At 69.7% G+C, this 21,498-nt stretch carries 20 protein-coding genes and 1 pseudogene; 12 read left to right on the forward strand and 9 right to left on the reverse strand.

What is annotated here, in order from left to right:
* Positions 1-104 precede the first annotated feature (104 nt).
* Together OG707_RS36000 and OG707_RS36005 are read right to left on the reverse strand one after the other, a co-directional pair.
* On the reverse strand, positions 105-2,507 hold the full coding sequence (locus OG707_RS36000) for a Tex family protein (RefSeq protein WP_329125956.1): 2,403 nt from the start codon (positions 2,505-2,507) through the stop codon (positions 105-107).
* Between the two features lie 80 nt (positions 2,508-2,587).
* Positions 2,588-3,445: an SCO6745 family protein gene (locus OG707_RS36005; RefSeq protein ID WP_329125957.1), complete on the reverse strand. Its 858-nt coding sequence runs from the start codon at positions 3,443-3,445 to the stop codon at positions 2,588-2,590.
* Positions 3,446-3,557: 112 nt separating this feature from the next.
* Between OG707_RS36005 and OG707_RS36010 the strand changes: the two genes are divergently transcribed.
* On the forward strand, positions 3,558-4,529 hold the full coding sequence (locus OG707_RS36010; RefSeq protein ID WP_329125958.1) for a GlxA family transcriptional regulator: 972 nt from the start codon (positions 3,558-3,560) through the stop codon (positions 4,527-4,529).
* A gap of 14 nt (positions 4,530-4,543) precedes the next feature.
* The gene (locus tag OG707_RS36015; RefSeq protein WP_329125959.1) at positions 4,544-5,179 is read left to right on the forward strand and encodes a DJ-1/PfpI family protein; all 636 of its coding nucleotides are present in this window, start codon (positions 4,544-4,546) and stop codon (positions 5,177-5,179) included.
* On the opposite strand, the gene OG707_RS36020 is transcribed toward OG707_RS36015, so the two are convergent.
* The gene (locus OG707_RS36020) at positions 5,166-5,924 is read right to left on the reverse strand and encodes an enoyl-CoA hydratase/isomerase family protein (RefSeq protein WP_329125960.1); all 759 of its coding nucleotides are present in this window, start codon (positions 5,922-5,924) and stop codon (positions 5,166-5,168) included. The genes OG707_RS36015 and OG707_RS36020 overlap by 14 nt on opposite strands.
* 77 nt (positions 5,925-6,001) lie before the next feature.
* On the opposite strand from OG707_RS36020, the gene OG707_RS36025 reads away from it, so the two are divergent.
* Together OG707_RS36025 and OG707_RS36030 are read left to right on the forward strand one after the other, a co-directional pair.
* A complete protein-coding gene (locus OG707_RS36025) occupies positions 6,002-6,661 on the forward strand; it encodes an HdeD family acid-resistance protein (RefSeq protein ID WP_329125962.1) in 660 nt (219 codons plus the stop codon).
* Between the two features lie 129 nt (positions 6,662-6,790).
* Positions 6,791-7,291, forward strand: a complete 501-nt coding sequence (locus tag OG707_RS36030; protein ID WP_329125963.1) for an ATP-binding protein — start codon at positions 6,791-6,793, stop codon at positions 7,289-7,291.
* On the opposite strand, the gene idi is transcribed toward OG707_RS36030, so the two are convergent.
* The 5 genes and pseudogenes from idi to galE all read right to left on the reverse strand — a co-directional run bounded on the left by idi (position 7,266) and on the right by galE (position 11,007).
* On the reverse strand, positions 7,266-7,826 hold the full coding sequence (idi, locus tag OG707_RS36035) for an isopentenyl-diphosphate Delta-isomerase (protein ID WP_329125965.1): 561 nt from the start codon (positions 7,824-7,826) through the stop codon (positions 7,266-7,268). The two genes, OG707_RS36030 and idi, sit on opposite strands and share 26 nt — an antisense overlap.
* A 110-nt stretch (positions 7,827-7,936) precedes the next feature.
* A pseudogene (locus OG707_RS36040) lies at positions 7,937-8,683 on the reverse strand (class I SAM-dependent methyltransferase); the annotation flags it as partial.
* A gap of 116 nt (positions 8,684-8,799) precedes the next feature.
* Positions 8,800-8,937, reverse strand: a complete 138-nt coding sequence (locus OG707_RS36045) for a hypothetical protein (RefSeq protein WP_329125967.1) — start codon at positions 8,935-8,937, stop codon at positions 8,800-8,802.
* Between the two features lie 92 nt (positions 8,938-9,029).
* A complete protein-coding gene (locus OG707_RS36050) occupies positions 9,030-9,965 on the reverse strand; it encodes a cation diffusion facilitator family transporter (RefSeq protein ID WP_329125969.1) in 936 nt (311 codons plus the stop codon).
* Positions 9,966-10,014: 49 nt separating this feature from the next.
* Positions 10,015-11,007, reverse strand: a complete 993-nt coding sequence (galE, locus tag OG707_RS36055; RefSeq protein ID WP_329125972.1) for a UDP-glucose 4-epimerase GalE — start codon at positions 11,005-11,007, stop codon at positions 10,015-10,017.
* Positions 11,008-11,232: 225 nt separating this feature from the next.
* Between galE and OG707_RS36060 the strand changes: the two genes are divergently transcribed.
* From OG707_RS36060 to OG707_RS36090, 7 genes are all read left to right on the forward strand, one after another.
* On the forward strand, positions 11,233-13,047 hold the full coding sequence (locus tag OG707_RS36060) for a DUF5941 domain-containing protein (RefSeq protein WP_329128151.1): 1,815 nt from the start codon (positions 11,233-11,235) through the stop codon (positions 13,045-13,047).
* Positions 13,044-13,781 carry a phosphocholine cytidylyltransferase family protein gene (locus OG707_RS36065; protein WP_329125974.1) on the forward strand — a complete coding sequence of 246 codons (738 nt, stop codon included), beginning with the start codon at positions 13,044-13,046 and terminating at the stop codon, positions 13,779-13,781. Before OG707_RS36060 ends, OG707_RS36065 begins: the two co-directional genes overlap by 4 nt.
* The gene (locus OG707_RS36070) at positions 13,769-14,836 is read left to right on the forward strand and encodes an iron-containing alcohol dehydrogenase family protein (protein ID WP_329125976.1); all 1,068 of its coding nucleotides are present in this window, start codon (positions 13,769-13,771) and stop codon (positions 14,834-14,836) included. The genes OG707_RS36065 and OG707_RS36070 overlap by 13 nt, the downstream gene beginning before the upstream one ends.
* Positions 14,814-15,593 (forward strand): CDP-alcohol phosphatidyltransferase family protein, encoded by a 780-nt coding sequence (locus tag OG707_RS36075; RefSeq protein WP_329125978.1) that lies wholly within the window; start codon positions 14,814-14,816, stop codon positions 15,591-15,593. Before OG707_RS36070 ends, OG707_RS36075 begins: the two co-directional genes overlap by 23 nt.
* Positions 15,590-16,474: a glycosyltransferase family 2 protein gene (locus OG707_RS36080; RefSeq protein WP_329125980.1), complete on the forward strand. Its 885-nt coding sequence runs from the start codon at positions 15,590-15,592 to the stop codon at positions 16,472-16,474. Before OG707_RS36075 ends, OG707_RS36080 begins: the two co-directional genes overlap by 4 nt.
* Before the next feature lie 81 nt (positions 16,475-16,555).
* Positions 16,556-17,485: an ABC transporter permease gene (locus tag OG707_RS36085; RefSeq protein ID WP_329125982.1), complete on the forward strand. Its 930-nt coding sequence runs from the start codon at positions 16,556-16,558 to the stop codon at positions 17,483-17,485.
* Entirely contained in the window at positions 17,478-18,266 is a 789-nt protein-coding gene (locus OG707_RS36090; protein WP_329125984.1) for an ABC transporter ATP-binding protein, read from the forward strand. The genes OG707_RS36085 and OG707_RS36090 overlap by 8 nt, the downstream gene beginning before the upstream one ends.
* A gap of 77 nt (positions 18,267-18,343) precedes the next feature.
* On the opposite strand, the gene OG707_RS36095 is transcribed toward OG707_RS36090, so the two are convergent.
* Entirely contained in the window at positions 18,344-20,542 is a 2,199-nt protein-coding gene (locus OG707_RS36095) for an MMPL family transporter (protein ID WP_329125986.1), read from the reverse strand.
* A gap of 84 nt (positions 20,543-20,626) precedes the next feature.
* On the opposite strand from OG707_RS36095, the gene OG707_RS36100 reads away from it, so the two are divergent.
* On the forward strand, positions 20,627-21,283 hold the full coding sequence (locus tag OG707_RS36100; protein WP_329125989.1) for a TetR/AcrR family transcriptional regulator: 657 nt from the start codon (positions 20,627-20,629) through the stop codon (positions 21,281-21,283).
* Positions 21,284-21,498: the final 215 nt, after the last annotated feature.

The raw sequence follows: 21,498 nt of genomic DNA on the forward strand, positions 1-21,498 counted from the left end.
GGGGCCCGGGGTCTGGGGCAGGAGCCCCCCACGCGGCGGAGCCGCAAAATGTCACAGCCGGGAAGGGGCGGGGTGGGGGAAAACTCCCCCCACCCCCGGCGCACCTACCCGCGCCCGCCACCCCGCTTGGGATCCGTAAGCCCCGCCCTCCGCAACGCATCAGCCATCGCACTGTTGGCCGGCGGCGGCGACGCCTGCCGATCCCGACCGCCACCCCCACCCTTCTGAGCCCGCTCGGGCCGCCCCTGCCGCTGCTGCGGAGGACGCCCGCCCTGCTGCTGCCCCCGCTCCCGCCGCGGCGAGCCCCCGCCCGCACCCTCCACCTCGTCGTCCAACCGAAGCGTCAACGAGATCCGCTTCCGCGGAATATCGACGTCCATGACCTTCACCCGCACGATGTCCCCCGGCTTCACCACATCCCGAGGGTCCTTCACAAACGTCTTGGACAGCGCCGACACATGCACAAGCCCGTCCTGGTGCACGCCGACATCCACAAACGCCCCGAAGGCCGCCACATTCGTGACGACACCCTCCAGGATCATCCCGGCCGCCAGGTCACCGATCTTCTCGACGCCCTCCTTGAAGGTGGCCGTCTTGAACGCGGGCCGAGGGTCGCGCCCCGGCTTCTCCAGCTCCCGCAGAATGTCCGTCACGGTGGGAAGCCCGAACACATCGTTCACGAAATCCTCGGCCCGCAGCGACCGCAGCACACCCGCGTTCCCGATCAGCGTCGCGACCCCGCCCCCCGAGGCCTTCACCATCGTGCGCACGACGGGATACGCCTCCGGGTGGACACTCGACGCGTCCAGCGGGTCGTCCCCGCCCCGGATCCGCAGGAAGCCCGCGCACTGCTCGTACGCCTTCGGCCCCAGCCGGGCCACGTCCTTGAGTCCCTTCCGCGACCTGAAGGGCCCGTTCGCATCACGGTGCGCCACGATGTTCTCGGCAAGCCCGGAACTGATCCCCGAAACCCGCGAAAGCAGCGGCGCCGAGGCGGTGTTGACATCAACGCCCACCCCGTTCACACAGTCCTCGACGACCGCGTCCAGCGACCGCGAGAGCTTCACTTCCGAGAGATCGTGCTGGTACTGCCCGACCCCGATCGACTTGGGGTCGATCTTCACCAGTTCCGCGAGCGGATCCTGCAGCCGCCGGGCAATCGAAACGGCCCCCCGCAGCGACACATCCATGTCGGGAAGTTCCTGCGAAGCGAAAGCGGAAGCCGAGTAGACAGAAGCACCCGCCTCGGAAACCATCACCTTCGTGAGCTTCAACTCCGGGTGCTTGTCGCACAGTTCACCCGCGAGCTTGTCGGTCTCCCGTGAAGCGGTCCCGTTGCCGATGGCGATGAGATCAACCGCATGCTCCTTCGCGAGCCGCCCCAGTTTCGCCAGCGACTCGTCCCACCGGTTGGCGGGCACATGCGGATGAATGACATCCGTGGCAACGACCTTCCCCGTCGCATCGACCACGGCGACCTTCACACCCGTACGGAACCCGGGGTCGAGCCCCAGCGTCGCCCGCGTCCCGGCAGGCGCGGCCAGCAGCAGGTCACGCAGGTTGGAGGCGAAGACGCGAACCGCCTCGTCCTCCGCACCCGTACGCAGCCGCAGCCGCAGATCGATCCCGAGGTGCACGAGAATCCGGGTCCGCCAGGCCCACCGGACCGTGTCCCCGAGCCACTTGTCGCCCGGCCGCCCACGGTCGGCAACCCCGAACTTCCGGGCGATCATGCCCTCGTACGTGGAAGGCCCGGGCGTCTCCGACGGCTCCTCCGGCTCCAGCACCAGATCGAGCACGTCCTCCTTCTCGCCCCGCAGCATGGCGAGCACCCGGTGCGAGGGCAGTGCCGTGAAAGGCTCGGAGAAGTCGAAGTAGTCGGCGAACTTCGCGCCCGCCTCCTCCTTGCCGGAGCGCACCTTCGCCGCCAGCCGCCCGCGCGTCCACATGCGCTCGCGCAGCTCGCCGATCAGGTCGGCGTCCTCGCCGAAGCGCTCGGTGAGGATGGAGCGTGCCCCCTCCAGCGCGGCGGCGGCGTCCGCGACACCCTTGTCGCCGTCCACGAAGGCAGCGGCGGCCGCGAGCGGATCCACGGACGGATCGGCCAGCAGCCCCGTCGCCAGCGGCTCCAGCCCCGCCTCACGCGCGATCTGCGCCTTCGTACGCCGCTTCGGCTTGAACGGCAGATAGATGTCCTCGAGCCGCGCCTTGGTCTCCGCGCCCCGGATCTGCGCCTCCAGGGCGGTGTCCAGCTTGCCCTGTTCCCGTACGGACTCGAGGATCGCCGTCCGGCGCTCCTCCAGCTCCCGCAGGTAGCGCAGCCGCTCCTCGAGCGTGCGCAGCTGCGCATCGTCGAGCATCTCGGTCGCTTCCTTGCGGTAGCGCGCGATGAACGGGACGGTCGACCCGCCGTCGAGCAGCTCGACCGCCGCCCTGACCTGCCGCTCGCGTACGCCGAGTTCGTCCGCGATCCTGCCTTCGATGGATCCTGGGGTGGTCGTGGTCACGATCCGGTACCGCCTTCTCGCTGAGCCTGAGCCAGCATTGTGGCAGGCGGCACCGACAGACCGGGATCACACCCTGCGGGTCAGCCGGTCAGATCGCCGGGGAAGGCCCCGGCCGCGAGCGCGGTCATCAGGAACCCGCGCGCCAGCTCGGTGAGCCGCTCGACGCCCTCCGCACCCAGGTGCTCGTACGGCGCCGCGTCCAGCCGGTCGGTCTCCGCCTCGATCTCCTGGCGCAGCTGCGTCCCGGCCTCCGTCAACTTGCCCTCGCCGTCCAGCAGTCCACGCGTACGCAGCCGCTCCACGGCCGCGTCCCAGTCCGACCGCCGCCAGCCGCGCGTGGCCAGGATCCAGCGGGGCGCCATGCCCTTGCCGGTCGCGGTGTGGCTGACCAGGGCCTCCAGCGGGTCCAGCTCCGCCGCGAGCAGCACGGCGAGGTGCGCGTCCCCGCGGTGCTCGCGCAGCAGCGTCGCCACGTGCCAGTAGGCGAGATGGGGCTGCTCGGGTACGGGGAGATCGGCATGGGCGGCGTACAGCGGCCGGGCGTGCCGGGTGCAGGCCTCCGCGGCGCGCAGGGCGAGTCCGGCCGCCTCCGTCATCTCCGCGGAGGCGACGGCGTCCTCGCCGAGCAGCCGGCGCAGGGTGGAGTCGACGGCCCGCAGCCGCGCCTCGAGCACCTCTTCGGGCGTGGCGGACTGCCACACCGCAGGGACGTGCCTGGCGACGAGCTCATGGTTGAAGTTGTAGAACGTGGCGGTGATCGTCCCGGCTCCCACGGCCCCCATGGCCGCCCCGCGCGACGCGAAGTAGGCGGCGCTGGGGTCCGCGATCCCGACCCCGGCCAGCTCCTTCCCGAGGTCGGGGGAGAAGTAGACCGTCGAGTGGAGCGGGTTGACGGCGTTGTGGCAGCGTCGGCCGGCACGCGGCGGGAGCGAAGTCATGACCGGGATGTTACCGACTGGTTGGTACGCAGAGAACCCCCGGACCGCAGTGGCAGCAAAGGTGGGTTATTCGTCATTGCAGCCACCGCCTCCCTCGCGAACGATAAGACCCATGACGCAGCAGCGACCCGTGCTCGTCGTCCTCTTCGACGATGTGCAGAGCCTCGACGTGACCGGCCCGGTGGAGGTGTTCTCCGGAGCGAGCAAGGCCGGCGGCGACACGTATCCCATCCGCACCGCCTCCCTCGACGGCGCTCCCGTCCGTACGACGAGCGGCCTCACCCTCCTCCCGGACATTTCCCTGGCCGAAGCAGAAGCCGAGGCCGAGACGCCCCACACCCTGCTCGTCCCCGGCGGAGACGGCACCCGCCGCCCCGACCCCCGCCTGATCGACTGGCTGCGCGAGAACGCCCCGCGCGCCGAGCGCATCGTCTCCGTCTGCACGGGCGCCCTGCTCCTCGCTGACGCCGGCCTTCTCGACGGCCACCGGGCGACCACCCACTGGGTGGCGTGCGACCTGCTCGCCCGCAAGCACCCGGCCGTCCGCGTCGAACCGGACCCGATCTTCGTACGCGACGGGAAGATCGCCACCTCCGCCGGCGTCACCGCGGGCATCGACCTGGCACTCGCCCTGGTCGAGGAGGATCTCGGCAGGGAAGTGGCCCTCACCGTCGCCCGCCATCTCGTCGTCTTCCTCCGGCGCCCGGGAAACCAGGCCCAGTTCAGCGCCCAGCTCGCCGCCCAGACCGCCCACCGCGAACCGCTGCGTGAGGTCCAGCAGTGGATCACCGAGCACCCCGCGGACGACCTCTCGGTCGAGGCGCTCGCGGACCGTGCCCGCCTCTCGCCGCGCCACTTCGCCCGCGCCTTCCAGTCCGAGACCGGCACGACCCCGGGCCGCTACGTCGAGCGCGTACGCATCGAGGCCGCCCGCCGACTGATCGAGGACACCACCGAGGGCCTGACCCAGATCTCCCGCACCTGCGGCTACGGCACCCCGGAAGCCATGCGCCGCGCCTTCCTCAAGACGCTCGGCACAGGTCCCGCCGAATACCGCCGCCGTTTCCACGCACCCGCCAACTGAAGGGGAACACCACCATGCAGATCGCCATCGTCCTCTACGACCGCTTCACCGCCCTCGACGCCGTGGGCCCCTACGAGATGCTCTGCCGGACGCCCGGCGCCGACACGGTCTTCGTCGCCGAGGAGCGGGGCCCGGTACGCAACGACCGCGGCAGTCTCTCCCTGGTCGCGGACAGGACCCTCGACGAGGTCCCGCACCCCGACATCGTCGTCGTCCCCGGCGGCCCCGGGCAGACGGCCCAGATGGAGAACGAGAAGCTCCTGTCCTGGCTGCGCACGGCCGACGCCACCAGCACCTGGACGACCTCCGTCTGCTCGGGCTCGCTCCTGCTGGCCGCGGCAGGTCTCCTCAAGGGCCGCCGGACCACCTCGCACTGGCTCGCGCTCGACCAGTTCGCCGCCTTCGGCGCCGAGTCGACCGGCGAACGCGTCGTCACCGACGGCAAGATCATGACCGCTGCAGGAGTCTCCGCGGGCATCGACATGGGTCTCACCCTGGTCGGAAAGATCGCCGGCGACGAACACGCCCAGGCCGTCCAACTGTTGACCGAGTACGACCCCCAGCCGCCCTACGACGCGGGCTCGCCGCAGAAGGCCCCGGCCCACCTCGTCGAGGAGTTCCGCACGAACAACCGCTTCATCCTTCAGTAGCCCCCGCGGCCCAGGTGAAGCGCGGCTCCCGCCGCTCCAGGAAGGCGGCGACCCCCTCCGCGGTGTCGCCGCTTCCGCGCGCCTGCTCGCTCCAGTACGCCACCCGGTCCCCGCGCCCGTCCGTGAACTCCTTCGCCGCAGCCTGCGTCAGCTGCGAGCGCGAGACGAGCACCCGGGTGAACTCGGCCACCCGCTTGTCCAGTTCGCCCACGGGCAGCAATTCATCGACCAGACCGGTCCGCAGCGCCCGCTCAACTCCGATCAACTCACCGGAGAACAGCAGGTACTTGGCGGCGGCCGGCCCCACCAGGGCGGCCAGCCGCTGCGTGGAGGAGGCCGGATAGACGATCCCGAGCTTCGACGGCGTCACCCCGAACGAGGCGCCCTCCTCCGCGAACCGCAGGTCGCAGGCGACGGCCAGCTGAGCCCCGCCGCCCACACAGAATCCGCGCACCGCGGCCAGCGTCGGCTTCGGAAAGGCGGCGAGGGCGTTCTCGGCCCGTACGGCAAGACCTTGCGGCCGCTGTCCGGGCTCCCGCAGCGTCGAGATGTCCGCGCCCGCGCAGAAGGTGTTCCCCGCCCCGGTCAGCACCAGCGCCCGTACGGCCGAATCGCCCGCAAGATCCTCCAGCAGCGGCGGCAGCGCCTCCCACATGCCCGTGGTCATGGCATTGCGCTTGGCCAGGTGGCTGATGACGACGGTGGCGACCCCGTCGGTGACGTTGTGCTCCAGCTGCGGCTCCATGTGCCGGATGCTAGCCGGAGCCCGCGAACCTATGATCAACAAGGGGGCCGCGCAGCGAACACGACAAGGAGTCGCTCATGGCCGACCCCACTCCCACCCAGTCCGTGCAACCGCAGGACACCCGCGAGGGCAAGAAACTGAAGCGCAGTTTCAGCTGGCTGGCGTTCCTCGGCGTGATCCTGGTGCTCGCCGGCCTCCTCGGGCTCATCTACACCGGGGTCGCGACCCTCACCTCGATGCTGCTCTTCGGCTGGCTGCTGCTCATCGGCGGCATCGTGGGCCTGCTGCAGTCCATCCAGTCCCGCGACTCGAACTACTTCTGGCTCGGAGTCATCGTCGCCGCGCTGAACCTGGCCGCGGGCATCGTCGTCATCCGCCACCCCGAGGGCACCGCGGAGACCTTCACCATGTTCGCCGCCCTCCTCTTCCTGACCGGCGGTGCCTTCCGTCTCGTCGGCAGTGTGGTCGTCCGCGGTCCGCAGTTCGGCTGGACCCTGCTCCAGGGCGCCTTCGGGATCCTGCTGGGTCTGCTGGTGCTCTTCGACTGGCCGCACAGCAGCATCTACGTGCTGGGCTGCTTCTTCTCGCTGGCGCTGCTCTTCGACGGACTCGGACTGCTGGCCATCGGAGTCGGCGGCCGGCGGATCGTCACGCTGGTCTCCGACCAGATGGCAACCGAACAGGAAAGTACGGTTTCATCCACGCAAGAAGAAGATCAGGATCAGTCGAAGACCTGACGTCGACTTACGAACTCGGTCATTTTCCGTCGATAGGCGCTGACTTCTGTTCAGTGGCCCGGTACGGACCATCCCATTCCCAACACTCGTCGTGTGGTGACAATCGAGCGCGACGGCGGGAGCCGGAATATGGAGAGCCGCGGGAGCAACAGCCCGCCCGACCCGGCACAGGCCACTCAGCCCCTGCCGTACGAAGGCGTCTGGCGATTCACCGCTCCCGCGGTCGACGTCTCCGTCCCGCAGGCCCGTCACGCCGTACGGGATCTGCTGAACCGTCAGGGAGTGCCGGTCCACGACGACACCGTGCAGGGCCTGCTGCTGATCGTCTCCGAGCTGGTGACCAACGCGGTGCGGCACGCGGCACTGCTCTCCCCGGAGGTCGCCGTCGAGGTGGCCATCGGTGCGGAGTGGATCCGGGTGTCCGTAGAGGACAACCACCCCTACCGCCCGAAGGCCCTGGAGCGGGACTACGCCACGACGGGCGGCCGGGGGCTCCTGCTCGTACGGGAGATCACCGTCGAGGCCGGCGGGGAGTGCGACGTGGAGCAGACCGCGAGCGGCGGCAAGGTCGTCTGGGCCGCACTGCCGCTCGCGCCCGGGGGAGTCACCAGCCCCCGGTCTCCCCTGTGAGCTCCTTGACCGCGGGCCGCGCGGCGTCGAGCACGGTCATGAACCAGGAGGAGAACGGCGCCTGAGCGTGCCGCTCCGCCAGCTCCCCGGCCGTGACGAAAGCGGTGGCGCCGACCTCTGTCGGATCCGGCACCAGCTCCGCCTGGACCAGCCCCACGAAGAGATGGTTGAACTCCTGCTCCACCAGGCCCGAGTCCGGGTCGGGGTGGTTGTAGCGCACCGTGCCCGCCTCCGCGAGCAGTGCGGGCGAGACACCCAGCTCCTCGTACGTACGGCGGGCGGCCGCCGCGAAAGGCGACTCACCCGGATACGGGTGGCCGCAGCAGGTGTTCGACCAGACGCCGGGGGAGTGGTACTTGCCCAGTGCACGCTGCTGGATCAGCAGCCGTCCCGAATCGTCGAAAAGGAAAACGGAGAACGCGCGGTGCAGCTGACCTGGCGCCTGATGTGCGGAAAGCTTCTCCGCGGTCCCGATGGTCTGGCCGGTCTCATCGACCAGTTCGAGCATGATTGCTTCTGCTGCGCCGTCCGTCATAACCGTCCTTCGCTCCGGGCGTCATTCTGCTCTTCAGTCTGCCGCACAAATGTCACTGCCCCCGACGCGCCATGCGCCGGGGGCAGTGACAGAGCATCAGATCATGAACGGCGACCGGGGACCGGCCTCAGGGCGAAGCCGGCGTACCCGTACTCCGCACCGTGCGCCCGGCGCATCGCCAGCTCCTCGCGGGTGCCCGCGATCGCCTGCGCCATGGCGGGACCGTCCGCGGTCGTGCCGTCCACCCGCTCGGCGAGCGGGACGTAGTACTCGTCCCAGTCGCTCTCCGGCTGGGCGAACATCCCGAGCACCTCGTACCCGCCGGCGACGGCCGCCGCGGCGTCCTCGTCGGCCGTACGCAACGGGCACTCGGCCTCCCAGAACGCACGGCACTCCGCGGACGGTGCGTCGGTGGTCCACACGCAGTGGGTGAGCGCCAGGGAGCCGCCGGGCGCCAGCAGCCGCTTCCAACTGCTCAGCGCCTGGTCGAAGCCGATGATGTACGCGGAGCTCTCGGCCCAGACGAGGTCGAAAGAACCGTCGGCGTAAGGGAGTTCACCCATGCTGCCGTTGACGGTACGGACCGATTCGCCGAGCCCGCGTGCCTCGGCGGTCTTCCGCAGTTCGTCGAGGAAGGGCTGATGAGTGTCGACGGCGGTCACCTGGGCGCCGGTCTCGGCGGCGATCAGCAGTGCCGAGCGGCCGGGGCCGCAGCCCAGGTCGAGCACGCGCGGCCGCTCCGGCAGCGGACCGGTGAGAGCGAGAAGCCGGCGTGTGGTGTCGTCGGAGCCGGGGCCCTGACGGGGGAGCCCGTGGTGCAGGGCGAAGAAGGCGTCAATGAAGGAGCTGTCGGACAACGTGGGGTTCCTTGTGTGAGAGATGGCTGAGGTCGGATCGGGCACCGCGCACCGCAGTGATCTCGGTGACAGTCATCAACCTCAGCTCCTTCTTCACATCAAAGACCGCCCGGAGGCTAACACTCGGCAGGCCACCACGTCCGCCGGATATCGCTGCGGATCTCGGGACGCTCGCGCGGACTGTCCTCCGGCTCGCGCTCCGGCCGGAGGACGTCGCGCTTCCCGACGGGCTTCTGGATCCTCACCTGGCGCATGGCGGCCTCCTCGTTGTCAGAGAGGGGATACCCCGTGAACGGGGGTCAAAGCTGCAGACCGTGTTAACAACTGGTACTCATCGGTGACCCGTTCAATGACAGAGCCCGGGCTCGTGCTGTGCATGCCCGCCGGGCTCCAGCTGGAAAGTGCAGTGCGCGACGTCGAAGTGGTCGCCGAGACAGTCCTGAAGGGCGTGGAGCATCTTCTCGTTGCCGAGCGAGTCCAGGACTCCCGGACTGACCACCACATGGGCGGAGAGCACCGGCATGCCCGAGGTGATGGTCCAGGCGTGCAGATCGTGTACGTCGTCCACGCCGGGCAGAGCGAGCAGATGGGCCCGGACCTCCGCCATGTCGACCCCCTTCGGAGCCGACTCGAGCAGCACATTGAGCGTCTCGCGCAACAGCTTCACCGTACGCGGGACGATCATGAGCCCGATCACGATGGAGGCGACGGGGTCGGCGGCCTGCCAGCCGGTGGCCAGGATGATTCCGGCCGAGACGAGGACGGCGACCGAACCCAGGGCGTCGGCGAGGACCTCCAGATAGGCGCCGCGGACATTGATGCTGTCCTTCTGACCGCGTACGAGCAGCGAGAGGGAGATCATGTTCGCGGCCAGACCGATCAGGCCGAAAACGATCGTCAGACCGCCCCGGGTGTCGGCCGGCGTGATGAACCGCTGGACAGCCTCGTAGAGGACATAACCGCCCACGCCGAGCAGCAGCAGACAGTTCGCCAGCGCCGCGAGGATCTCGGCCCGTGCATAGCCGAAGGTGCGGTTCTCGCTCGGCGGGCGATTGGCGAAGTGGATCGCCAGGAGCGCCAGCGCGAGCCCCAGCGCGTCCGTCGCCATGTGGGTGGCGTCGGCGATCAGCGCCAGCGAATCGGCGATCAGACCGCCGGCGATCTCGACGACCATCACGGTCAGCGTGATGCCGAGCGCGATCCGCAGCCGCCCCTTGTAGGCGGCGGCCGCGGTGCCGGTCGGCGGCGGTCCCTGGTGCGTGTGGTCGTGCCCGGCCCCCATGCGGTCCGCCTTCCGGTTCGGTGGATCCAGCCGTCCGGAAGCCAGTCAACTACGGGTGGGGGGTATCGCGCGCCTCGGGATGGTGGTGGCACCAGCCCTCCCAGGCCGATTCGACCATCTCGCGCATCGAGCGCGTGGCCGTCCAGCCCAGCTCCTTGGCGATCAGCTCGGCGGACGAGACGGCCTTGGCCGCATCCCCAGGACGGCGCGGCTCGACCACCACCGGGGTCGTGTTGCCGGTCACGTCGGCCACCAGATCCGCCAGCTCCCGCACCGAGACACCCTCGCCCCGGCCGATGTTGACCGTCAGGTCCCCGGCCTCCGTCTGGCCGGAAAGCTTGCGGGCGACCGCCAGATGGGCGTCGGCGAGGTCCGCGACATGGATGTAGTCCCGGATGCACGTGCCGTCGGGGGTCGGGTAGTCGTCGCCGAAGACCCGGGGCGCGTCACCCCGGGTGAGCCGGTCGAAGAACATCGGGACGACGTTGAACACCCCGGTGTCGGCCAGCTCGGGACGGCCCGCGCCCGCCACGTTGAAGTAGCGCAGACAGGCGGTGGAGATCCCATACGCCTGCCCGGTCGCCCGCACCAGCCACTCTCCGGCCAGCTTCGTCTCCCCGTACGGATTGATGGGTGCGCAGGGGGTCGACTCGGTGATCAGCTCCACGTCCGGCACCCCGTAGACGGCGGCCGAGGACGAGAACAGGAACCGCTTCACGCCGGCCGCGGCGACGGCCTCCAGGAGCACCGTCAGACCGAACACGTTCTCGCGGTAGTAGTGCAGCGGCCGCTGCACGGACTCCCCGACCTGCTTCTTGCCCGCGAGATGGACCACACCGGTGATGCCGTGCCCGGTGATCGTCGTATCGAGCAGTTCGCGGTCGAGGACCGAGCCCCGGACGAGCTCCGTCCCCTCGGGAAGCCGCTCGGGCACCCCGCTGGAGAGGTCGTCCAGCACGACGACCCGCTCACCGGCCTCCTGCATCGCCCGCGCCACATGCGCCCCGATGTATCCCGCACCACCTGTGATCAGCCACGTCATGCCCGCAACCCTAGGGGGTGCCCGTCCGCGGTTTGTGGGGTACGCCCTTGATCGACGATGATCGTCATGGGCAACCGACAGGGTTGCCCGGCCCGAGCAGGGCGTAAACAGGCGATGAACTTCCGCTTGAGTTCATCCGATAGCCTCTGCCGACGTGCCGCCCGGCCCCCAGTGGGGCCAAGGCGCAGGCCACCAGCCATGCCAGCTCCAAGGAGTGAGTCCGTCCTGTCGACCGCAATCCTCACCGGTGCTCCGGTACCCGGGTCGCCGCTCGAAGGCGATCTGCGGTCGCTGGGCTTCGACGTCCGCATCGCCGCCTTCGGCACCGAGGACGCGGCGTCGCTGCTCGCCTCCGTGCCCGCGGGCGACCGGGTCGCTGTCGTCGACCCTCGCTTCGTAGGACATCTGCACACGCTGCGCCTGGCCCTCACCGACCCCCGCTTTCCCGCGGCCGCGGTCCCCGGCGCCCTCACGGCCCAGCCCGAGGCCCGGGCCGCACTGGTGCGGGCGCTGACGACGGTGGACGCCCAGCAGCCCGCAACGGCAAGCAGCCAGTACGCCGCCGTGCTCCCCGACACCCTCGCCCAGGCGCTCGACGCCGAAGGCGTCGCCGTGCAGCGGCCCGAGCTCGGCTCGCTCGTGGCCTCCGTGCCCGGCGACCCGCAGGCCCGGCACGCGGCACGGGCCGCGGTCGCGGACGTCGACGACGAGGCCGTACGGCTGCGCAACGCCGTGAAGTCCCGCGACGGGTTCTTCACCACGTACTGCATCAGCCCCTACTCCCGCTACATCGCGCGCTGGTGCGCCCGCCGGGGCCTGACCCCGAACCAGGTCACCACCGCCTCGCTGATCACCGCGCTGATCGCGGCGGGCTGCGCGGCGACCGGCACCCGCGGCGGCTACGTCGCCGCAGGGCTCCTGCTGCTCTTCTCCTTCGTCCTGGACTGCACGGACGGGCAGCTCGCCCGCTACTCGCTGCAGTACTCGACGCTCGGCGCCTGGCTGGACGCCACCTTCGACCGGGCCAAGGAGTACGCCTACTACGCGGGCCTCGCGCTCGGCGCGGCCCGCTCCGGCGACGACGTGTGGGCCCTCGCGCTCGGCGCGATGGTCCTGCAGACCTGCCGGCACGTCGTGGACTTCTCCTTCAACGAGGCGAACCACGACGCGACCGCCAACACCAGCCCCACGGCCGCCCTCTCCGACAAGCTCGACAGCGTCGGCTGGACGGTCTGGGTGCGCCGGATGATAGTTCTGCCGATCGGCGAGCGGTGGGCCATGATTGCGGTGCTGACCGCGCTCACCACCCCGCGGATCGTCTTCTACGCCCTGCTCGTCGGCTGCGCCCTGGCCGCCTGCTACACCACCGCGGGCCGCGTACTGCGCTCGCTCACCCGCCGCGCCACCCGTACCGACCGGGCGGCCCAGGCACTGGCCGACCTCGCGGACAGCGGCCCGATCGCCCAGCTCGTGGCGGCCCGCGCACCGAAGATCAAGAGCGGCTTCGCCGCACCGGTCGTCGCCGCGGTCGGCGCGGTGGCTCTCATCAGCGCGGCGCTCACGCAGCCGTTCGGCAGCCGCCAGATGATCATTGCCGCGGTCTTCTACGCGATCCTCTCCGGCGTAGCGATAGCCGCCCCCCTCAAGGGCGCGCTCGACTGGCTCGTCCCCCCGATATTCCGGGCGGCAGAGTACGTGACCGTCCTGGCCCTGGCCGCCCGCTCCGGCATCGACGGAGCCCTGCCCGCGGCCTTCGGGCTCGTGGCCGCGGTCGCCTACCATCACTACGACACGGTCTACCGCATCAAGGGCGGCACCGGTGCGCCCCCCGCGTGGCTCGTGCGCACGGTCGGCGGCCAGGAGGGCCGGGTTCTGCTGGTGGCCGTACTCGCCGCCGTACTGGGATCGGACAACACAGACTTCACGCTCGCGCTCACGGTGTTCGCCGTGGCCGTGGCTCTTGTGGTGCTCGCGGAGAGCATCCGCTTCTGGGTGTCCTCCGGGGCGCCCGCCGTACATGACGAAGGAGAAGCAGCATGATCGGCCTCGTACTGGCGGCCGGCGCCGGAAGGCGTCTGCGCCCCTACACCGACACGCTCCCCAAGGCACTGGTCCCCGTTGACGGCGAGACCACTGTTCTCGATCTGACGCTGGGCAACTTCGCGGAGGTCGGACTCACCGAGGTCGCGATCGTCGTCGGCTACCGCAAGGAAGCCGTCTACGCCCGCAAGGCCGAGCTCGAGGCGAAGTACGGCGTCAAGCTGACCCTCATCGACAACGACAAGGCCGAGGAGTGGAACAACGCCTACTCCCTGTGGTGCGCCCGTGAGGTCCTGAAGCAGGGCGTCATCCTCGCCAACGGCGACACCGTCCACCCGGTCTCCGTCGAGCAGACGCTGCTCGCCGCCCGCGGCCAGGGCCAGAAGATCATCCTCGCCCTCGACACGGTGAAGAACCTCGCCGACGAGGAGATGAAGGTCATCACCGACGGCGACAAGGGAGTTCGGCGCATCACGAAGCTGATGGACCCGGCCACCGCCACCGGCGAGTACATCGGTGTCACCCTCATCGAGCCCGAGGCCGCCGAGGAGCTCGCCGACGCCCTGAAGACGACCTTCGAGCGCGACCCCGACCTCTACTACGAGGACGGCTACCAGGAGCTGGTCAACCGCGGCTTCCAGATCGACGTGGCCCCGATCGGCGACCTCAAGTGGGTCGAGATCGACAACCACGACGACCTCGCGAAGGGCCGTGAGATCGCGTGCCTGTACTGACCCGGCTGATGCCGAGCCCGGTTGTCGTCGACATCCGGGCCGGCGCGCTGGACGACCTGGCCACGATCCTGACCGACCAGCGCATCGCCCCCACCGGCAGGCTCGCCTTCGCGATCAGCAGCGGTGGATCCGGCAAGGCGCTGAAGGAGAGGTTCGCACCGGCCTTCCCCGACGCGCAGTGGTTCGACGACGCCGACGGCACCATCGACGGCGCCGTCAAGCTCGCCGACTCCATCAAGCGCGCCGGCCGGTACGACGCCGTGGTCTCGCTCGGCGGCGGCAAGGTCGTCGACTGTGCGAAGTACGCCGCGGCCAGGGTCGGCCTGCCGCTGGTCGCCGTGGCGACGAACCTCGCCCACGACGGTCTGTGCTCGCCGGTCGCCACGCTCGACAACGACGCAGGCCGCGGTTCGTACGGCGTACCGTCCCCGATCGGCGTCGTCATCGACCTGGACGTCATCCGCGATGCCCCGGCCCGCTTCGTCCGGGCCGGCGTCGGCGACGTCATCTGCAAGATCTCCGCCGTCGCGGACTGGGAGCTCTCGCACCAGGTCAACGGCGAGCAGATCGACGGCCTCGCCGCGGCCATGGCCCGCCAGGCCGCCCACGCGGTGCTGCGGCACCCGGGCAGCATCGGCGACGACTCCTTCCTCAGCGTGCTCGCCGAGTCCCTCGTGATGTGCGGTCTCGCGATGTCCGTGGCCGGCGACTCGAGGCCCGCCTCCGGTGCCTGCCACGAGATCTGCCACGCCTTCGACCTGCTCTTCCCCAAGCGCAACGCGCAGCACGGAGAGCAGTGCGGGTTCGGCGGAGCGTTCGCCACGTTCCTGCGCGGCGATCTCGACACGGTGAAAGAGATGACCGCGACGCTGCGCCGCCACGGGCTGCCGGTCCTCGCCGAGGAGATGGGCTTCAGCGACCAGGACCTGGTGGACGCGGTGCTCTTCGCCCCGCAGACCCGTCCCGGCCGCTACACCATCCTTGAGCACCTCAACCTCAACCCCGACCAGATCAAGGACGCTTACGCCGACTATGCAAAAGCCATCGGTAGCTGAACTCCGCCCGGTCGTGCACCCTCCGGGCGTCAAGGACCGGCGGAGCGGCGAGCACTGGGGCGGCCGGCTCTACATGCGCGAGATCTCGCTGCGTGTCGACCGGCACCTGGTGACCACGAAGATCACGCCCAACCAGCTGACCTACGTGATGACCGTTGCCGCCGCCTTCGCCGCCCCGGCCCTCCTGGTGCCCGGGATCTGGGGTGCGGTGCTCGGTGTGCTGATGGCTCAGCTCTACCTGCTTCTCGACTGCGTCGACGGCGAGGTCGCCCGCTGGAAGAAGCAGTACTCGATGGTCGGCGTCTACGTGGACCGCGTGGCCGCCTATGTGCTCGACGCCGCGGTGCTCGTCGGCTTCGGTCTGCGCGCCGCCGACATCTGGGGCTCGGGGCGGATCGACTGGCTGTGGGCCTTCCTCGGCACGCTCGCCGCCCTCGGCGCCATCCTGATCAAGTCGGAGACCGACCTGGTCGGCGTCGCCCGTCACCAGCAGGGCATGCCCCCGGTCAAGGAGACGGCCTCCGAGCCGCGTACCTCCGGCATGGCGCTGGCCCGCAGGGCCGCAGGGGCGCTGAAGTTCCACCGGCTCGTCATGGGGATCGAAGCGACCCTGCTGATCCTTCTTCTCGCGATCCTCGACGCGGTCAGGGGCGACCTGTTCTTCTCCCGGCTCGGCGTCGCCGTGCTGGCGGGCATCGCGCTCCTGCAGTCCGTGCTCCACCTCGTGTCCATCCTCGCGTCGAGCAGGCTGAAGTGAGTACTCCCATGAAGGTCGGCGCGGTGATCATCACCATGGGCAACCGCCCCGACGAACTGCGCGCCCTGCTCGACTCGGTCACCAAGCAGGACGGCGACCGCATCGAGGTCGTCGTGGTCGGCAACGGCGCACCCGTGCCGGACGTCCCCGCAGGCGTACGGACCGTCGAACTGCCCGAGAACCTGGGCATCCCCGGCGGCCGCAACGTCGGCATCGAGGCGTTCGGCCCCTCGGGCGCCGACGTCGACGTGCTCCTCTTCCTCGACGACGACGGTCTGCTGCCGAACAACGACACGGCCGAGCTGTGCCGCCAGGCCTTCACCGCCGACCAGAAGCTGGGCATCATCAGCTTCCGGATCGCCGACCCGGAGACCGGCGTCACCCAGCGCCGCCACGTGCCCAGGCTGCGCGCCGCGGACCCGATGCGCTCCTCGCGGGTGACGACGTTCCTCGGCGGCGCCAATGCCGTACGTACGCAGGTCATCGCCGAGGTCGGCGGACTCCCGGACGAGTTCTTCTACGCCCACGAGGAGACCGACCTGGCCTGGCGGGCCCTCGACGCAGGCTGGATGATCGACTACCGCGCGGACATGGTCCTCCACCACCCGACGACCGCACCCTCGCGGCACGCGGTCTACCACCGGATGGTGGCCCGCAACCGCGTCTGGCTCGCCCGCCGCAATCTGCCCGCGCTCCTGGTCCCGGTCTACCTCGGGATCTGGATGCTCCTCACGCTGGCCCGTCGCCCGTCCGGTCCTGCCCTCAAGGCCTGGTTCGGCGGCTTCAAGGAAGGCTGGTCGACGCCCTGCGGACCCCGCCGCCCGATGAAATGGCGTACGGTCTGGCGCCTGACAAGGCTGGGCCGACCTCCTGTCATCTGACAGGCTCTGGTCTGAGAGCATCAGGGGTACTTCACCTGCACCCGGTCAGGCTGCACATCTTGAACACGAAAGTTTCAACCTGTGAGTGACACAACCCATGACGGAGCGGTCTCGCTGAGCGCCCCGCCATCTCCCGACGACGGTCTGCCCCCGGCGGCGCTCGCCGCCAAGTACGGCCTGTCGGTGAGCGGTGCCCGGCCCGGCCTCATCGAGTACGTACGGCAGATGTGGGGCCGGCGCCACTTCATCATGGCCTTCTCCCAGGCCAAGCTGATGTCGCAGTACAGCCAGGCCAAGCTGGGCCAGGTCTGGCAGGTGGCGACCCCTCTGCTCAACGCCGCGGTCTACTACTTCATCTTCGGCGTGATCATGAACTCGGGACGGGGGATGTCCAAGGAAGTCTTCATCCCCTTCCTGGTCACGGGTGTCTTCGTCTTCACCTTCACGCAGAGTTCGGTGATGGCAGGCGTACGCGCGATCTCCGGCAACCTGGGCCTGGTGCGGGCACTGCACTTCCCGCGCGCCTCACTGCCGATCTCCTTCGCGCTCCAGCAGCTCCAGCAACTGCTGTTCTCGATGATCGTGCTGGTGATCGTCGCGGTGGTCTTCGGCAGCTACCCCTCGCTCTCCTGGCTGCTGGTGGTGCCCGCGCTGACCATGCAGTTCGTGTTCAACACCGGCATGGCGCTGATCATGGCCCGCCTCGGCAGCAAGACCCCCGACCTCGCCCAGCTGATGCCCTTCATCATGCGGACCTGGATGTACGCGTCGGGCGTCATGTTCTCGATCACGGTCATGCTCGCGGACAAGCCGTCCTGGATCGCCGACACGCTGCAGTACAACCCGGCGGCGATCTACATGGACCTGATCCGCTTCGCGCTGATCGACGGTTACGGCGCGTCGAACCTCCCCGACCACGTATGGGTCGCCGCCCTGATCTGGGCGATCCTCGTCGGCTGTGCGGGCTTTGTGTACTTCTGGAAGGCAGAGGAACGGTACGGCCGTGGCTGAGGACAAGATCGAGGGGCGGGTCCCCACCGTCATCGCCGACGATGTGCACATCGTCTACCGGGTGAACGGCGCAGGCGGCGGCAAGGGCAGCGCCACCGCCGCGCTCAGCCGCATGGTCCGCAGGAACAAGACCGGCGAGTCGCGCGGTGTCCGCAAGGTCCACGCCGTACGCGGCGTCTCCTTCACGGCGTACCGCGGCGAGGCCATCGGCCTCATCGGCACCAACGGCTCCGGCAAGTCCACCCTGTTGCGCGCCATCGCCGGACTGCTGCCGACGGAGAGCGGCAAGGTCTACACCGACGGCCAGCCCTCTCTGCTCGGCGTGAACGCGGCGCTGATGAACGACCTCACGGGCGAACGCAACGTCATCCTCGGCGGCCTCGCCATGGGCATGTCCCGCGAGGAGATCCGCGAGCGCTACCAGGGCATCGTCGACTTCTCCGGCATCAACGAGAAGGGCGACTTCATCACCCTGCCGATGCGCACCTACTCGTCCGGCATGGCGGCCAGGCTCCGCTTCTCCATCGCGGCCGCCAAGAACCACGACGTGCTGATGATCGACGAGGCGCTCGCCACCGGTGACCGCAAGTTCCAGATCCGCTCCGAGCAGCGCATCCGCGAACTGCGCAAGGAGGCGGGCACCGTCTTCCTCGTCAGCCACAGCAACAAGTCGATCAGGGACACCTGCGACCGCGTCCTGTGGCTGGAGAAGGGCGAGCTCCTGATGGACGGCCCGACCGACGAGGTCATCAAGGCGTACGAGAAGGAGACCGGACGCTAGTCCGGCCGACTCCGCGAAGAGGCCCCCGCAGGACCCGAATCGGTCCTGCGGGGGCCTCTTTCCGTACGCGGCCTGCCTCACACCCCGGCGGGCTGCTTCACCTCCGGTGCCTCGGCCAGCCCCACCCGCCCGTGCAGCCTGCGCAGCAACGGCGGTGCGTACCAGGCACGGTCGCCCAGGACCCGCATGGCGGCCGGCACCAGGATCCCGCGCACGGCCACCGCGTCGATGACGATGGCGAGCCCGCTGCCGATGCCGAACATCTGCAGGAAGCTGATCGAGCTCGTGCCGAAGGCGAAGAAGCTCACCGCGAGCAGCCCGGCCGCCATCGAGACGATCCGCCCGGTCCGCGCGAGCCCCTGCGTCACGACGGTCGAGCGGTCGGCCCCCGCGTCGTGCAGCTCCTTCATCCGGCTGGTCACGAAGACCTCGTAGTCCATCGAGAGTCCGAAGGTGACACAGAACAGCAGCACGGTCATCGAGGTGTCCAACGGCTGCGGTGTGAAGCCGAGGAGAGAGGCGAGATGCCCGTCCTGGAAGATCCACACCATCACGCCCACGGAGGCCGACAGGCTCACCGCGTTGAGCAGCAGGGCACGCAGCGGCTGCACGACGCTGCCGGTGAAGAGGAAGAGCAGTACGAAGGTCGTCACCGCGATCAGCCCTGCGGCCAGGGGAAGCCTGATCCCGATCGAGTGCTTGGAGTCGACCAGCCGCGCGTCGTCCCCGCCGACGAGTGTGGTCGTGCCCGACGGACCCGGGAGCGCCCGGATCTCGCGTACGAGGTCCTGCGCATCCCCCGACTTGGGCGTGAACGCGGAGACGACCTCGATCCGCTGGGCGTCCGAGCGCCCCAGCGCGGCGCTCGCGGGACCGGCGGGCTGGGCCTGCCCCTTCGTGTACGTACCCGAACTCGCGTCGACCCGGACGACTCCGTCGAGCCGCGAAAGACGCTGCGCGTACGTACTCAGCGCCCCGGGCTGCACGCCCCCTTCGGTCACCACCTGCACGGAACCGGTGTCGTTGGCGCGGAAGTCCTCCCGCAGTGCGGTGGCCACCTGGCGGGCGGCCGCCGACTCCGGCAGCACGCGCTCGTCCGGAGTGCCGAAGGTGACGCCGAGCAGTGGGCTCGCGGCCAGCAGCAGGACGGCGAGGACGGGCAGCGCGGTCAGCGCGGGCCGGCGCATGACCGTACCGGCGAGCCTGCCCCAGAACGGTGCGTCGGCGCGCCGTACGGCCGAGGCCCACGGCAGGCGCCCCTTGTTGACGCGGTGCCCGAGCACCGCGAGGAGCGGCGGCACGACGAAGAGCGCACCGAGTACGGCGATGGCCACCACCCCGATGCCCGCGTAGGCGAACGAGCGCAGGAAGAACTGCGGGAAGACCAGCAGTGCGGCAAGCGCCGCCGCCACGGTCGCGGCGGAGAAGACGATCGTGCGCCCGGCCGTTGTCACGGTCGTCCGCAGCGCGTCGGGTACCGCTGCCCCGGCGGCCAGTTGCTCGCGGAAACGGCTGACGAGCAGCAGCGCGTAGTCGATGCCGAGCCCGAGTCCGAGGGCGGTGGTCAGATTGATGGAGAAGACGGAGACGTCGGTGAGCGACCCGATGACGAACAACTCGGCGAACGTGCCGAGGATCGCGATGAGTCCGATGACCAGCGGCAGCAGCGCGGCGACGAAACTCCCGAAGGCCAGCACGAGCAGAATGAGCGTCAGCGGAATGGCGATCATCTCGGCCGTGGCCAGGTCCTTGGAGACCTGGGACGTCACATCGTTGGTGACGCCGGCAACGCCACCCGAGGTCACGCTGACCCCGCCCCGGTTACCCGCGTAGCGTTCGAGGAGCACCTTCGCCCGGTCGCCCACCTCGCTGTCCGTGCCTTTGACATGGGCGAGTACGAGCGCCTCGCTGCCGTCCGTGGAGACCATCCGGGGGCTCTTGGCATCCCAGTACGAGACGACGTTCGACACCGTCGCCTCGTGCTGGAGCCCCTCGGTGACGGACCGTCCGCGCGCCTCGACGGCGGACGAGGAGAGCCCGCCGGCCGCCGATCCGTCGGCCCGGACCAGCAGGACCAGATTGGTGTCGCCGCCGAACTTCTCGTTGATCAGGGTCTGGGCGCGGCTGGACGGCGCCTTCGGATCGTCGAAGCCCCCGCCGAGCAGTTTGCCGAAGGCGCCGAAGCCGAGCGCGGCCATCGCGACGACGGCCACTGCGGCCAGGACGAGTAAGAGCCGGGCCCGGCGCAGCGCCAGGTCGGCGATCGTGTGCAGCACGGTGTTCCCCTCCCAATGTTTACGGTGTCAACTCTGACGTTCCCAGCGGATGTTAATCCTGTCAACATCGGGCAGGATGAACTTATGACAGCGATCTCGGGGGGCAAGACGGGCTACCACCACGGCGATCTGCGCAATGCGCTGATCGCCGCCGCGGTGGAACTCGCGACCGACGGTGGCCCGGAGAAGGTCGTCCTGCGCGAGGCGGCCCGGCGCGTCGGGGTCTCACCGACCGCCGCCTACCGGCACTTCGCGGGCCAAGGGGACCTTCTGCTGGCCGTTAAGGTCCACGGTCAGCAGGCCCTCGCCGACTCGATGGAGGAGGCCGCCGCCGAAGCGCCCTCCTCCGACGACCCGGGCGCGGCGGCCGAACTCCGCTTCGCGGCCATCGGGCGCGGCTATGTCCGCTTCGCCCGCAAGCAGCCCGGTCTCTACCGCGCCGCGTTCTGTTCGCCCGAGCTGATCAGCGACGAGAAGGAGTGGGGCGGGGTGACGCCCGCCGGATCGGATCCCTCGTACCGCGCCTTCGTGCTGCTCACCGGAGTGCTCGACGAGATGGTGGCGTCCGGCCGGATGCCCGAGCGCAACCGGCCTGCGGCGGAGGCTGCGGCCTGGGCGGCGGTGCACGGGCTGTCCATGCTGATCCTCGACGGGCCGATGAAGCGACTGCCGGAGGCGGTCCAGGACGTCGCCATCGAGCGCACTGTGGCCATGGTGACCGCCGGGCTCATCGCGTCGTGAGGGTCAAGTGATCGTCAAGTCCTGTACGAGTGGGGAAGGTTGGCGCGGATTGGAGTGTTCTTGTAATGCGCTCAACACCCCGCCGCAGTGCTGAGCGTTGTACAACGTAAGCTGTACCGGTGCTGATTCGCGGCAAGTGGGGCGATACCTCCACGGCGTCTCGTCTCCGGGCGGTCCTCCCGCTCCGAGGCGCGGGCGGCGTGTCCGAAATGGGA

This window comes from Streptomyces sp. NBC_01465 (genome assembly GCF_036227325.1).
In the GTDB taxonomy this organism is placed as follows: Bacteria; Actinomycetota; Actinomycetes; order Streptomycetales; family Streptomycetaceae; genus Streptomyces.

Excerpts from the sequence above, each read along its gene's own strand:
- OG707_RS36065 (WP_329125974.1), top strand. The coding sequence starts at position 13,044 with ATGATCGGCCTCGTACTGGCGGCCGGCGCCGGAAGGCGTCTGCGCCCC.
- OG707_RS36075 (WP_329125978.1), top strand. The coding sequence starts at position 14,814 with ATGCAAAAGCCATCGGTAGCTGAACTCCGCCCGGTCGTGCACCCTCCG.
- OG707_RS36030 (WP_329125963.1), top strand. The coding sequence starts at position 6,791 with ATGGAGAGCCGCGGGAGCAACAGCCCGCCCGACCCGGCACAGGCCACT.
- OG707_RS36005 (WP_329125957.1), bottom strand. The coding sequence starts at position 3,445 with ATGACTTCGCTCCCGCCGCGTGCCGGCCGACGCTGCCACAACGCCGTC.
- OG707_RS36010 (WP_329125958.1), top strand. The coding sequence starts at position 3,558 with ATGACGCAGCAGCGACCCGTGCTCGTCGTCCTCTTCGACGATGTGCAG.
- OG707_RS36025 (WP_329125962.1), top strand. The coding sequence starts at position 6,002 with ATGGCCGACCCCACTCCCACCCAGTCCGTGCAACCGCAGGACACCCGC.
- idi (WP_329125965.1), bottom strand. The coding sequence starts at position 7,826 with ATGACGGACGGCGCAGCAGAAGCAATCATGCTCGAACTGGTCGATGAG.
- galE (WP_329125972.1), bottom strand. The coding sequence starts at position 11,007 with ATGACGTGGCTGATCACAGGTGGTGCGGGATACATCGGGGCGCATGTG.
- OG707_RS36100 (WP_329125989.1), top strand. The coding sequence starts at position 20,627 with ATGACAGCGATCTCGGGGGGCAAGACGGGCTACCACCACGGCGATCTG.
- OG707_RS36015 (WP_329125959.1), top strand. The coding sequence starts at position 4,544 with ATGCAGATCGCCATCGTCCTCTACGACCGCTTCACCGCCCTCGACGCC.
- OG707_RS36045 (WP_329125967.1), bottom strand. The coding sequence starts at position 8,937 with ATGCGCCAGGTGAGGATCCAGAAGCCCGTCGGGAAGCGCGACGTCCTC.
- OG707_RS36020 (WP_329125960.1), bottom strand. The coding sequence starts at position 5,924 with ATGGAGCCGCAGCTGGAGCACAACGTCACCGACGGGGTCGCCACCGTC.
- OG707_RS36050 (WP_329125969.1), bottom strand. The coding sequence starts at position 9,965 with ATGGGGGCCGGGCACGACCACACGCACCAGGGACCGCCGCCGACCGGC.